9 protein-coding genes are annotated in these 13112 nt (G+C 65.5%); 7 read left to right on the forward strand and 2 right to left on the reverse strand.

Translation table 11 applies throughout. From position 1 onward, the window contains the following. Positions 1-241: 241 nt before the first annotated feature. The 5 genes from RCH15_RS06850 (at position 242) to RCH15_RS06870 (ending at position 4715) form a co-directional block, all read left to right on the forward strand. Positions 242-883 (forward strand): ATP-dependent Clp protease proteolytic subunit, encoded by a 642-nt coding sequence (locus RCH15_RS06850; RefSeq protein ID WP_326959348.1) that lies wholly within the window; start codon positions 242-244, stop codon positions 881-883. A gap of 38 nt (positions 884-921) precedes the next feature. Next, on the forward strand, positions 922-1581 hold the full coding sequence (locus RCH15_RS06855; protein WP_024365645.1) for an ATP-dependent Clp protease proteolytic subunit: 660 nt from the start codon (positions 922-924) through the stop codon (positions 1579-1581). A gap of 215 nt (positions 1582-1796) precedes the next feature. Beyond that, positions 1797-3077: an ATP-dependent Clp protease ATP-binding subunit ClpX gene (gene clpX / locus RCH15_RS06860; RefSeq protein WP_326959350.1), complete on the forward strand. Its 1281-nt coding sequence runs from the start codon at positions 1797-1799 to the stop codon at positions 3075-3077. Positions 3078-3209: 132 nt separating this feature from the next. Next, a complete protein-coding gene (locus RCH15_RS06865) occupies positions 3210-3842 on the forward strand; it encodes a mycothiol-dependent nitroreductase Rv2466c family protein (protein ID WP_326959351.1) in 633 nt (210 codons plus the stop codon). 579 nt (positions 3843-4421) lie between these two features. Then, positions 4422-4715, forward strand: a complete 294-nt coding sequence (locus RCH15_RS06870; protein WP_326959353.1) for a putative quinol monooxygenase — start codon at positions 4422-4424, stop codon at positions 4713-4715. A 95-nt stretch (positions 4716-4810) separates the two neighbouring features. Here RCH15_RS06870 and valS read toward each other — a convergent pair whose 3' ends face one another. After that, a complete protein-coding gene (gene valS, locus RCH15_RS06875) occupies positions 4811-7429 on the reverse strand; it encodes a valine--tRNA ligase (RefSeq protein ID WP_326959355.1) in 2619 nt (872 codons plus the stop codon). A 126-nt stretch (positions 7430-7555) separates the two neighbouring features. Between valS and RCH15_RS06880 the strand changes: the two genes are divergently transcribed. Continuing rightward, positions 7556-8329, forward strand: coding sequence for an SDR family oxidoreductase (locus tag RCH15_RS06880; RefSeq protein WP_326959357.1), 774 nt, complete (start codon positions 7556-7558; stop codon positions 8327-8329). 19 nt (positions 8330-8348) lie between these two features. On the opposite strand, the gene RCH15_RS06885 is transcribed toward RCH15_RS06880, so the two are convergent. Further along, positions 8349-9392 (reverse strand): endonuclease/exonuclease/phosphatase family protein, encoded by a 1044-nt coding sequence (locus RCH15_RS06885; protein WP_326959359.1) that lies wholly within the window; start codon positions 9390-9392, stop codon positions 8349-8351. 328 nt (positions 9393-9720) lie between these two features. Here RCH15_RS06885 and ileS point away from each other — a divergent pair, with 328 nt between their 5' ends. Then, positions 9721-13110 (forward strand): isoleucine--tRNA ligase, encoded by a 3390-nt coding sequence (gene ileS / locus RCH15_RS06890; RefSeq protein ID WP_326959361.1) that lies wholly within the window; start codon positions 9721-9723, stop codon positions 13108-13110. Positions 13111-13112 lie beyond the last annotated feature (2 nt).

The raw sequence follows: 13112 nt of genomic DNA on the forward strand, positions 1-13112 counted from the left end.
TCTGATTCCGCAGTTCCCGCCCGCACCCCCGGATCCACGATCCGGGGGTGCGGCGTTTTAAGCCTGCAATGAACGGTCCGGGGCAATCGTGCGCCGTCAGCGAACAGCCCCGCGCCTGAGCACAAAGCAGCCACGAAAACCGTTAGTGTCCATGTAGGAAAGTTCAGTGATGTCGTCCAGTGGCGTCACCGTCGCCAGCGAGAGGTAAGTACACATGTCACAGCAAGCAGGGGCCCCCCGGATGGCTACTGTCGATCCGGCAGCCCAGGATAACTACATTTACAACCGCCTGCTGAAAGAGCGCATCATCTGGCTTGGCTCCGAGGTTCGCGACGAAAACGCCAACGCGATCTGCTCGCAGCTGCTGCTGCTCTCGGCCGAAAACCCCGAGAAAGATATCTACCTTTACATCAACTCCCCGGGCGGCTCCGTCACCGCCGGCATGGCCATCTACGACACCATGCAGTTCATCCCGAACGACGTCGTCACCGTCGCCACCGGCCTCGCCGCCTCGATGGGTCAGTTCCTGCTCTCCTCGGGGACCAAGGGCAAGCGCTACGCCACCCCCAACGCCCGGATCCTGATGCACCAGCCCTCCGGCGGCATCGGCGGCACGGCGTCGGACATCAAAATCCAGGCGGAGCTCATCCTGCACATGAAAAAGGTCATGGCTGAGCTGACGGCCGATCAGACCGGCCAGACGGTCGAGACGATCCTCAAGGACAACGACCGCGACAAGTGGTTCACGGCCAAGGAAGCCCTCGAATACGGTTTCTTCGACAAGATCGCCGCGCATGCGGGATCCGTGGCCGGTGGCGGCGGAACGAACGCCGACATCACCGACGCAGCCGCCGAAGCCACAGACGCAGCCACCGAGAACTGACCGGCACGCAGACAGCAATGAATTCAGGAGCAATGAACATGAACTACAACTTCGGTTCGACGGCCGGTAACCTGCCGAGCAGCCGCTACGTGCTGCCGCAGTTCGAGGAACGCACCCCGTACGGCTTCAAGCGCCAGGACCCGTACACCAAGCTGTTCGAGGACCGCATCATCTTCCTCGGTGTCCAGGTGGACGACGCCTCGGCCGACGACGTGATGGCGCAGTTGCTGGTACTGGAGTCCACCGACCCGGACCGCGACATTACGCTGTACATCAACTCCCCGGGCGGCTCCTTCACCGCCATGACCGCGATCTACGACACCATGACGTACATCCGCCCCGAGATTCAGACCGTGTGCCTTGGCCAGGCCGCCAGCGCAGCCGCTGTGCTTCTGGCAGCCGGCACGCCGGGCAAGCGCCTCGCCCTGCCGAACGCCCGCGTCCTGATCCACCAGCCCTCCCTCTCCGGCGGCCAGGGCGGGCAGGCCTCCGACCTTGAAATCCAGGCGGCCGAGGTCATGCGCATGCGGGAATGGCTCGAAAACACGCTGGCCAAGCACTCCGGCCGGACACCCGAGCAGGTCAACAACGACATCGAACGCGACAAGATCCTCACCGCGGCAGAGGCCATGCAGTACGGCCTCATCGACCAGGTGCTGGATTCGCGCAAGATGAAGCCCCAGGCGATCACCAAGTAGCGCACCAAGTACGCACCATGCAGTTCCCGGCACCGGTGTGGCCCATTTCAAGTGGCCGCACCGGTGCTGGCTTTCCACCCAACGGCCCTAAAGTGACCTAGAGTGGAACATGTCACGGCTGGTCTCCGACAGGCTGGCCCGTGATTTTCACTAAATGGGTGCAGCGCTGCGCAGGAGTAGGACAGCCGGCAGCAAGATACTAAAGGGGTTCACATATGGCTCGGATTGGCGAGAGCACGGATCTGCTGAAGTGTTCTTTCTGCGGAAAGAGCCAGAAGCAGGTCCGGAAGCTCATTGCCGGGCCCGGCGTCTACATTTGCGACGAGTGCATTGAACTCTGCAACGAGATCATTGAAGAGGAACTCGCCGAAGTAGCTGATCTGGGCAGTTTTGAACTGCCCAAGCCCCGCGAAATTTTTGATTTCCTGCAGGAGTACGTGATCGGCCAGGAACCCGCCAAGCGGTCCCTCGCCGTCGCCGTTTACAACCACTACAAACGTATCCAGGCTGGCCACGCCCCCAAGAGCGGCAGCCTCGCCGAGGGCGTTCACCACGACGACGTCGAGATCGCCAAGTCCAACATCCTCCTCATTGGTCCCACCGGCTGCGGCAAGACCTACCTCGCCCAGACTCTTGCCCGGCGCCTCAACGTCCCGTTCGCCGTGGCTGATGCCACCGCGCTGACCGAGGCCGGCTACGTGGGCGAGGACGTCGAAAACATTCTGCTCAAGCTCATCCAGGCCGCCGATTACGACGTCAAAAAAGCCGAACAGGGCATCATCTACATCGATGAGATTGACAAGATCTCGCGCAAGAGCGAGAACCCCTCCATTACCCGGGACGTCTCCGGTGAGGGCGTGCAGCAGGCCCTGCTCAAGATCCTTGAGGGGACGGTCGCCTCGGTTCCGCCGCAGGGCGGCCGCAAGCACCCGCATCAGGAATTTATCCAGATCGACACCACCAACGTGCTGTTCATCGTCGCCGGCGCCTTCGCAGGTCTCGAGGAGATCATCGGTTCACGGTCCGGGCGCAAGGGCATTGGGTTCGGCGCCCCGCTCAACGAGGTCAAAAACAACACCGACTCTTACGGCGAGGTCATGCCCGAGGACCTCCTGAAGTTCGGGCTCATTCCGGAGTTTATTGGCCGCCTCCCGGTCATCACCACTGTCTCCAATCTGGACCGGACAGCGCTTATCCAAATTCTGTCCACGCCGAAGAATGCCCTGGTGAAGCAGTACCAGAAGATGTTCCAGCTGGACGGCGTCGAGTTGGTCTTCGACGAGGAGGCCCTCAACACGATTGCCGACCAGGCGCTGGAACGCGGTACGGGAGCCCGGGGCCTGCGCGCCATCATGGAGGAAGTGCTGCTCCCGGTGATGTTCGACCTGCCCAGCCGGGACGATATCGCCACGGTGGTTATCACCGAAGACGTTGTCTCCAGCAAGGCGGCCCCGACGTTGATCGCGCATGACGTCAAACGCCGTAAGTCCGCCTGATTCCCCGGCGCTTAATCGGAATAAACTGCCCGCGCCGCCTGCTGTTACCTGTGATGTGCCTGCGTGCTGCAGCCACGGTTTCGAGCCAGGGCAGCACGCTCTTGCCGGCAGACTTCCCTAAGGAGAACTCCTGTGACTGAATCCCTGACCCAAGACTCCACCACCAACAAGGCCGATTTCTGGTTCGACCCGATGTGCCCGTTCGCGTGGGTGACCTCCCGCTGGATCGGCGAAGTGGAAGACGTTCGTGACATCAGCACCGAGTGGCACGTCATGAGCCTGGCCATGCTGAACGAGGGCCGTGAGGAACTCCCGGAGGAGTACAAAGCCTTCCTCACGAAGGCGTGGGCGCCCGTGCGCGTCATCACGGCCGCAGCCCGGCAGCATGGCGCTTCGTACGTCAAGGCGCTCTACGATGCCATGGGCACCAAGATCCACAATGAGGGCAACACGGACATCGACGCCGTCATCGCCAAGTCCCTCGCCGAAGTTGGGCTTCCCGCGGACCTCGCAGCGGCGGGCCAAAGCGACGAATTCGACGCTGCCCTCCGCACCACCCACGAGGCCGGGATTTCTCTGGTGGGCCAGGACGTGGGCACGCCCGTCGTTGCCTTCAACGGCACGGCGTTCTTCGGCCCGGTGCTCACCCGCATCCCCCGGGGCGAAGAGGCAGGCCGCTTGTGGGACGCTTCGGTATCCCTGGCATCGTTCCCGTACTTCTTCGAAATCAAGCGCAGCAGGACCGAGAGCCCCACGTTCGACTAGGCCCCGCGGGCCACGATCCGCTGCAGACGGCGGCCCACGAGCCCCGGCGAAACTACACTCATGTAGTTCTGCCGGGGCTCTTGTGCAGCCGGCAGGGCAGGATCACAATTGAAAGTACCCACTTCGAAAGAAGCGGGACGCAGGAACCAAAGATTCAGTGACACTCATCCGACGCAGCCACCGGCAAAGTCAGATGATGGCTACCAGTGACGAGGTAGGAAGACCTGAAAATCCGAGGATCCCGCCAGATCGCCTCAGACGTCACGTGGCAATCGAAGAGTCGAAGCCCCACCAACGGCAAAACGCTGATGGGGCTTCCCCTTTGCCCTCAGGCTGTTCCAGGAGGGGGCGCCTTCGGCGGCTGACTGCGAACGCAAGCGAGAGCGACGGAAAAGTTGAGGAACTTGCCAACGCGCCGCCGAGCAGATGGGGTTCAGTGGAAGGAACAAGCACGCCGACGCCGCAGTTGGCTCCAATAGCAGGGCAGCGGTCCGGACCCGGAATGTTCCGGCCCAGGCCCACGCTCTGCTTGTGTCCTATTCCACCCCCAGCATTTTCCACCCCCAGCATTGGAGCCCCATGCCCGTCACAGCCCACCTTGACCTGATCCTCACCGCGGAAGCCCTGCCTACGGCGCCTGCCGTGCTCCGCGGGATCCTCGCCGATACCCGCGCGTTTGAAGGCTGCCGCGGTGTCGAGGTACTGGTCGACAGCACCAACCCGGCGCACATCCTCGTGGTGGAACAGTGGGCGTCGATGGAGCACGACTCCGCCTACCGCGCCTGGCGGGCGGCCGAGGGCGCGAGCTCGCTCGGAGACCTGCTGGCCGCCCCGCCGGTGCTGACGCACTTCGAGGCCTCAGCCGGGATCTAAGCCAGGAAACCCAGACCCAGCTCATAGAATGAGGGCCCTCTCCGCCCGGCAGAAGCCGGGCCGGGAAGGCCCTCATTCCGTTGCAAACGAACGGGCTACGCCTGGGCGGGGTCCTCGGCCGGAGCCAACACCACATCGCTCACGGTCAGTTCACCCTCGCCAGCCACCAGCGCCAGTTCACGGGCGTTCGCGGCGGCCTTGAGATCGCCCAGGCCGGCCTTGAGCTGCGTTGTGAGGGACTCCGATGCAGTGACCGTCGCGGAGAGCACAGCGGTGCGCTGCTTGACCTTGGCTTCGGACTTGGCCTTGCGGATGCCGCTGAGCGCGGCCCCGACGGTGGCCAGCAACGTGGTGTCGCCGTCGATCTCGACGGCGGACGGCCACGGTGCGCGGTGCACCGAGCCGGTGCGCCACCAGCTCCAGACTTCTTCCGTCGCGAACGGCAGGAACGGTGCAAAGAGCCGCAGCAGAGTGTCCAGGCTCGTCGCCAATGCGGCCAGCACGGAGGCCTGCTGGGCATCCCCGGCAGCACCGTAAGCACGGTCCTTGATCAGTTCCACGTAGTCATCGGTGAAGTGCCAGAAGAAGCTTTCCGTGAGCTGCAGCGCACGGGCGTAGTCATAGCTCTCGAACGCCTTGGTGGCCTGCTTGACCACGTCGGAGAGCTGGGCCAGCACGGCACGGTCCAGGGGATTGCTCAGCACCGAAAGGTCACCGGACACTACGGAGTTCTCCGTGGCGCCCAGGTTCAGCACGAACTTGGAGGCGTTGAGCAGTTTGATCGCCAGCCGGCGGCCGATCTTCATCTGTGCGATCTCATATGCCGTGTCCGCGCCGAGCTTCGCCGAGGCCGCCCAGTACCGTACGGCGTCCGAGCCGTACTCCTCGAGCACGTCGGTCGGGACGATCACGTTGCCCTTGGACTTGGACATCTTCTTGCGGTCCGGGTCCAAAATCCAGCCGGAGATGGCTGCGTGCTTCCACGGCGCGACATCCTGCAGCGCATCGGCGCGGACCGCGGAGGAGAACAGCCAGGTACGGATGATGTCATGGCCCTGCGGCCGCACGTCGAAGGGGAACACCTTGGCGAAAAGTGCTTCGTTGGTGCTCCAGCCGCCCACAATCTGCGGGGTCAAGGAGGAAGTTGCCCAGGTGTCGAGCACATCGGCGTCACCGGTGAAGCCGCCCGGCACGTTGCGCTGGGTTTCCTCGTAGCCCGGTGCCGCGTCCGCGGCCGGGTCCACCGGGAGGTGGGCGTCCGATGGAACGATGGGTGCCGCGAAGTCCGGGTTGCCGTCGGCGTCCAGCGGATACCAGACCGGCACGGGAACGCCGAAGAAGCGCTGGCGGGAGACCAGCCAGTCACCGTTCAGCCCGGAGATCCAGTTCTCGTAGCGGGAACGCATGAACGCCGGGTGGAAATCGATCTCATGGCCGCGGGCAATGAGCCGCTCGCGCCGTTCCGCGTCGCGGCCGCCGTTGCGGATGTACCACTGGCGGGAGGTCACTACTTCCAGGGGCTTGTCGCCCTTCTCGAAGAAGTTCACCGGGTGCAGAATCTTCTTCGGCTCACCGTCGAGGAGGTCCGCTGCTGCCAGAAGCTCCACCACGCCCTCCTTGGCGCTGAAGACGGTTTTGCCGGCGATGGCTTCGAAAGCGGCGCGGCCCTGGTCGGTGGTGATCCACTCCGGAGTCTCGCCGATGATGCGCCCGTCGCGGCCCACGATGGCGCGGGTGGGCAGCTGGAGTTCCCGCCACCAGGTGACGTCGGTGAGGTCGCCGAAGGTGCACACCATGGCGATGCCGGAGCCCTTGTCCGCCTTGGCGAGCGGGTGGGCCCTGACCTCCACCTCGACGCCGAACAGCGGGGAGGTGACTTTCTTCCCGAACAGCGGCTGGTACCGCTCGTCGTCGGGGTTCGCCACGAGCGCGGCGCAGGCGGCCAGCAGTTCGGGGCGGGTGGTCTCGATGTAGATCTTTTCACCGTCTTCGGTGAAGAAGGGGTAGCGGTAGTAGGCGCCGGCCACTTCGCGGTCCTCGAGCTCGGCCTGGGCCACTGCGGTGCGGAAGGTGACGTCCCACAGGGTGGGCGCCTCGGCCATGTAGGCGTCGCCCGCGGCGAGGTTTGCCAGGAAGGCGCGCTGGGAGATGGCGCGGGATTTGTCATCGATGGTCCGGTAGGTGAGGTCCCAGTCCACGGACAGGCCGAGGGTCTGGAACAGGTGCTCGAAGACCAACTCGTCCTCGACGGCGAGTTCTTCGCAGAGTTCGATGAAGTTCCGGCGCGAGACGACGTCGAAGTCGCGCTGGTTCTTGGCCGGCTCCGCCGGGGGCCGGTAGCCCGCGTCGTAGGCGGTGGTGGGGTCGCAGCGCACACCGTAGTAGTTCTGCACGCGGCGCTCGGTGGGCAGGCCGTTGTCGTCCCAGCCCATCGGGTAGAAGACGTTTTTGCCGGTCATGCGCTGGTAGCGGGCCAGGACGTCGGTCTGGGTGTAGGAGAACATGTGCCCGACGTGCAGCGAACCGGACGCCGTGGGCGGGGGAGTGTCGATCGAGTAGACCTGCTCCCGGGTGGTGTCCGGGTTGAACTTGTAGGTTCCTTCCTCAAGCCAGCGACGGGTGAGGGCGCCTTCCAGCCCCTCCAGGGCGGGCTTGTCCGGAACATTGATGGGGGCGGTGGTGGGCGTGTCTGTACCCTGCGTGTCTTCAGCCATGCCGCAATTCTTTCACGGCGGGCGAAGCCAGCCGCACAGGAGAGCCGGCTCTGCAGGAGTGTCCCTCCTGGGAGAGCCGGCTCTTCGGGAAGGATCAGCGCTGTGCTGATCTACTAGGGTGGTGCCATGACTGAGGGAATCCAGCACACATCACCACGAGCCAAAGCAGCAGTTGTCACCGGCGCCAGCACCGGAATCGGCGAGGCCACCGTGCGCGCCCTCCGGGCGGAGGGCTGGACGGTCTTTGCCGTCGCCCGCCGCGCGGACCGGCTGGAGGCGCTCGCCGCCGAAACCGGCGCTGTCGCGCTTCCGGCAGACGTGACCGACGACGCGGCCGTCGACCGGCTGGTGGACGAGGTCACCCGCGCCGGGGGGATCGACACGCTGATCAACATCGCCGGCGGCGCCCGCGGGGCGGACACGGTAGCCCAAACGCGGACCGCGGACTGGGAATGGATGTTCGAGGTCAACGTCCTGGGCACCATGAAACTCATCCGGGCCTTCCTGCCGATGCTGCGCGCCGATGGGGAAGGCACCGTCCTGAACCTGACCTCGACGGCGGGACTGTCCGCCTATGAGGGCGGCGCCGGCTACAACGCGGCGAAGTTTGCCCAGCACGCCCTGACCGGTGCCCTGCGCCTGGAAGAGGCCGAGCACAACCTCCGCGTGATCGAGGTGGCGCCGGGCATGGTGCAGACGGAGGAGTTCTCCTTGAACCGGCTCGGCGATCAGGGTGCCGCCGCCAAGATTTACCAGGGGGTCGCGAAGCCCCTCACCGCGGCGGACGTCGCCGACGTCGTCCGGTACGCCGTCACGGCGCCGCACCACGTCAACCTGGACCAGATCGTCATCCGCCCGGTGGCGCAGGCCTCCAACTTCAAGGTGATCCGCAAGAACTAGGGCGCAGGGCGCTCAGCTCTCACCCGGTGGCCGGGACGGAGAGCGTCGCGATGATGGCGGCGTGGTCCGTTCCGGCCACCCGGTGCACGGCGTACGCCGAGCCGCGCACCGACGGGCTGGTGACCAGATGGTCGATGGTAATGCCGGGAAGCAGCACCTCGTCCATCGGCCAGGTGGGGACCAGCCGGGCACCTTGCGCCGTCCCCACATCCACGGCCGCCCCGCCCCGGCCCGCCAGCAGCCGGCGGAACTCGGCGTGGTCGTAACTGGCGTTGAAGTCCCCGGCCAGCACCACGTTTCCCGGCCGGGATGTCAGCTTCCCGAGGGCTGCCAGGTCACTGCGCCACTTCGGCAGGCCCACGCCCACGGGCGCGCGGGTGTGGACGTTCGTCAGTTCGACGACGGCCCGCTGCTTCGCGGACCCGGCGGCGACCCGGATCATGGGCATCGGGAAATGCGAGTCCGGGACAGTCCCCCCAGCCGTCAGGTCGTGGACGGAGTAGACCGCGTTTCCGGCGGCGCCGCCCGCGGGGGCACTGATCCTGTTCGGGAGGACGCCTGACAGGCCGGCAACGGCCAGCCGGTCCGCCAGGGCCTGGGTATATTCCTGGAGCATGAGCAGCGTGATGCCGTTCTCGCGGACCAGCCGGACAATCTCCGCCGCATCCGCTGTGCCGAGCTTGGCGTTCAGGCTCATCACCCGGAGGTCCACCACGCCGCCGACGGTGTGCGCCGCGGCCTCCGGGCCGGGCGAGGCCCGCGCAAAGTCCAGCGGTACCAGCCAAAAAATCTGCACGGCCACAAGTCCTGCCGCGGCACCCGCCATCCACCGTCGCCGGCCCAGCACCGCAAACACCAGCGAGGCGCCGGCAGGCAACACCAGCCACGGGGTGAAAGACACCAACTGCACTGCCGTGGTGGGCCATTCCCGCGGTACTGCGCGGAAAACGGAAACCACCACCACTGGCGCTGCCGCCAGCCCCGCCATCCACCGCCAGCCGGCATGCGCGCGGCCGGCAGGCCGTCGGGGGAAGGCGCCGTGGCCCCGGGTCCGGAACATCATGGGACCCAGTGTAGGCATTGCGTGCCCGTGACACTTGTTAGACTTCTTCTAACAGCTTTGACCCGGCCATCACCGGTGAGCTTCCGGAAGAACGCCCCGGCGCCGCATCCGTTATGAGAAACAGCGCGCCAGGGCCGGTAGAACCGGACGGGTAAGCCCGTCACAGCAGTAATGAGCGGCCGACGCCGGTGCTCCCTCCTTGCGCGGGGGCCCAGTGGCGGTAAGTGAGGTGGTACCGCGGTGCAGGTGTTGTCCAAGGACAACGCAGGGACCGTCCTCGCATCCTGAATGAATCCATTTGTTCACCAGCTCAACCCAGGATGTCGAGATGACTTATTACCCGAAGGCCTCCGCCGCTCCGTCCGGCGCAGGCGCCACCACCTCTGCTTCCACCGCGGCTCCCAACGCCGCAGGCGTATCCGCCTCCGTGAAGTTCCCGGAGATCGAAGAGCGCATCCTCAAGTACTGGGATGAGGACGGTACGTTCCAGGCCAGCATCGACCAGCGCGATGCCGGTGAAGACGGCAGCAACGAGTTCGTGTTCTATGACGGCCCGCCATTTGCCAACGGGCTGCCGCATTACGGCCACCTGCTGACCGGTTACGCCAAGGACTTGGTGGGCCGTTACCAGACCCAGCGCGGCCGCCGCGTGGAGCGCCGCTTCGGCTGGGACACCCACGGGCTGCCCGCCGAACTCGAAGCCATGAAGCAGCTGGGCATGACGGACAAGACCCAGATCGAAGCCATGGGCATCGATAAGTTCAACGACGCCTGCCGTGCCTCGGTGATGAAGTACGCCGACGAGTGGCAGAGCTACGTTACCCGCCAGGCGCGCTGGGTGGACTTCGAGAACGATTACAAGACGCTCAACGTCGAGTACATGGAGTCCGTGCTCTGGGCCTTCAAGCAGTTGCACGAGAAGGGCCTGACCTACAACGGCTACCGGGTGCTGCCTTACTGCTGGAAGGATGAGACGCCGCTGTCCAACCATGAACTGCGCATGGATGATGACGTCTACAAGAACCGGCAGGACCAGACCGTCACGGTCACCTTCCCCATCACGGCGGGGGAGTCCGAACTCTCACAACAGCTCGCCGGTGTCCAGGCGCTCGCCTGGACCACCACGCCCTGGACCCTGCCCACCAACCTGGCGCTCGCCGTCGGGCCCGCCATCACCTATGTTGTGCTGCCCGCCGGCCCGCATGGGGTTAAGGCCGCGGCGGCCGAAGCGCCCGTCACCGGCCGGTTCCTGCTCGCCGCGGACCTCCTGGGCGCCTACGCCAAGGACCTCGGCTACGGTGACGGAGCCGAGGGCGTCGCGGCTGCGGAGGCAGCTGTCACCTCCCGGCACACCGGCGTCGAGCTCGAAGGGCTGACCTACGAGCCGCTCTGGGATTACTTTTCCGACGCCGAGAAGTATGGCACCGAGAACGGCTGGCGTTTCCTTGTGGCGGACTACGTCACCACCACGGACGGCACCGGGATCGTCCACCAGGCGCCCGCTTACGGTGAGGATGACCAGAAGGTTTGTGAAGAAGCCGGGATCCCGGTCGTCCTCTCGGTGGACGAGGGTGCGAAGTTCCTGCCGCTCTTTGGCCACGGCGACCTTGCCGAGATTGCCGGGCTCCAGGTCTTCGAAGCCAACAAGCCCATCACCCAGGTGCTCCGCGCCCAGGGACGGCTGGTCCGCCAGGCGAGCTACGAGCACAGCTACCCGCACTGCTGGCGTTGCCGGAACCCGCTGATCTACCGGGCGGTGTCCTCCTGGTACGTGGAAGTCACCAAATTCAAAGACCGCATGTCCGAGCTGAACCAGGAAATCAACTGGATCCCCGGCAACGTCAAGGACGGCCAGTTCGGCAAGTGGCTCGCCAACGCCCGTGACTGGTCCATCAGCCGGAACCGCTACTGGGGCAGCCCCATCCCGGTCTGGCAGTCCAGTGACCCGGACTACCCGCGCACCGACGTCTACGGCTCGCTCGCAGAGATCGAGGCCGACTTCGGCCGGTTGCCGCTAAACAACGACGGCCAGGTGGACCTGCACCGGCCGTTCATCGACGAGCTCACCCGCCCCAACCCGGACGACCCGCGTACCCCGGAGGAGGGGCAGTCCGTCATGCGCCGGGTCGAGGACGTCCTGGATGTCTGGTTCGACTCCGGCTCCATGCCGTACGGCCAGGTCCACTACCCGTTCCAGAACGAGGAATGGTTCGACACCCACAACCCGGCGGACTTCATCGTCGAATACATCGGCCAGACCCGCGGCTGGTTCTATATGCTGCACATCCTCTCCACCGCCCTGTTCGACCGGCCTGCCTTCCGCAACGTCATCAGCCACGGCATCGTGCTGGGCTCGGACGGGCAGAAAATGTCCAAGAGCCTCCAGAACTACCCGGACGTTTCCGAGGTCCTGGACCGGGACGGATCCGACGCCATGCGCTGGTTCCTGATGTCCAGCCCCATCCTGCGCGGCGGCAACCTTGTGGTCACCGAACAGGGCATCCGCGACGGCGTCCGCCAGGTCATCCTGCCGCTGTGGAACGTGTACAGCTTTTTCACGCTGTACACAAACGCCTCGAACGCAGTGGATGGAAAAGCGTCGGGCTACGACGCGAAGCTTCGCTACGACGGCTACGCCGACACCCTGGATACGTACCTGATGGCCAACACCGGGGACCTGGTCCGGGCCATGACCGAGCGGCTGGACAGCTACGACATCTCCGGTGCCTGCGACGCGCTGCGCGGCTACCTGGACATGCTCACCAACTGGTACGTGCGCCGCAGCCGCCAGCGCTTCTTCGATGAGAACGTCGACGCCTTCGACGCGCTCTATACCGCGCTGGAGACAGTGTGCCGGGTCTCGGCGTCGCTGCTGCCGCTGGTCTCCGAGGAGATCTGGCGCGGCCTCACCGGCGGGCGCTCCGTGCACCTTGCCGACTGGCCGGACGCGGAACTGTTCCCGGCCGACGCCGGGCTCGTCGAGGCCATGGACCGGGTCCAGCAGATCTGCTCCACCGGCTCCTCGCTGCGCAAGGCCGCCAACCTCCGGGTCCGGCTGCCGCTGCAGGAACTGACGGTGGTGGCACCCGGCGCGGACGCGCTGGAAGGCTTCGCCGCCGTCGTCGCCGACGAACTGAACCTGCGCTCGGTCCGCCTGCTCGACGCCGGAAACGCCTCCCCGGAGGAGTTCGGCATCGAACAGAAACTCGTGGTGAACGCCCGGGCAGCCGGGCCGCGGCTGGGTAAGAACGTCCAGCAGGCCATCAAGGGCGCCAAATCCGGGAACTGGTCCGTGCAAACAATCGACGGTGTCGACGGGGTCGTTGTTTCCGGCGGACTGGAACTCGAACCGCAGGAATATTCCCTGGAAACGGTGGTGGCCGCGGCGGCCGAAGGGGAAGGATCCCGGGCAGCCGCGGTCCTGCCCGGCGGCGGCTTCGTGGTGCTCAACACCGAAGTCACCCCCGAACTGCAGGCGGAAGGAACGGCCCGGGATTTGGTCCGCGCCATCCAGCAGGCCCGCAAAGACGCCGGGCTGAACGTCAGCGACCGGATCCGCACCACCGTCACCGCGGCGCCGGGCACCGTCGAGGCGCTCCTGGCCCACGCCGAACTGGTCAAGACCGAAACCCTGACCGTGGAGCTGGACACCGTTCCCGCTGAGGTCAACGAACCACAGGTAGTCGTCGCAAAAGTAACCGTTGAAGCAGGGGCATAATC

Origin of the sequence: Arthrobacter sp. MP_M4, assembly GCF_035984855.1 — a bacterium.
Taxonomy (GTDB): Bacteria; Actinomycetota; Actinomycetes; order Actinomycetales; family Micrococcaceae; genus Arthrobacter.

Excerpts from the sequence above, each read along its gene's own strand:
- clpX (WP_326959350.1), top strand. The coding sequence starts at position 1,797 with ATGGCTCGGATTGGCGAGAGCACGGATCTGCTGAAGTGTTCTTTCTGC.
- RCH15_RS06850 (WP_326959348.1), top strand. The coding sequence starts at position 242 with ATGGCTACTGTCGATCCGGCAGCCCAGGATAACTACATTTACAACCGC.
- ileS (WP_326959361.1), top strand. The coding sequence starts at position 9,721 with ATGACTTATTACCCGAAGGCCTCCGCCGCTCCGTCCGGCGCAGGCGCC.
- RCH15_RS06880 (WP_326959357.1), top strand. The coding sequence starts at position 7,556 with ATGACTGAGGGAATCCAGCACACATCACCACGAGCCAAAGCAGCAGTT.
- RCH15_RS06885 (WP_326959359.1), bottom strand. The coding sequence starts at position 9,392 with ATGATGTTCCGGACCCGGGGCCACGGCGCCTTCCCCCGACGGCCTGCC.
- RCH15_RS06870 (WP_326959353.1), top strand. The coding sequence starts at position 4,422 with ATGCCCGTCACAGCCCACCTTGACCTGATCCTCACCGCGGAAGCCCTG.
- valS (WP_326959355.1), bottom strand. The coding sequence starts at position 7,429 with ATGGCTGAAGACACGCAGGGTACAGACACGCCCACCACCGCCCCCATC.
- RCH15_RS06855 (WP_024365645.1), top strand. The coding sequence starts at position 922 with ATGAACTACAACTTCGGTTCGACGGCCGGTAACCTGCCGAGCAGCCGC.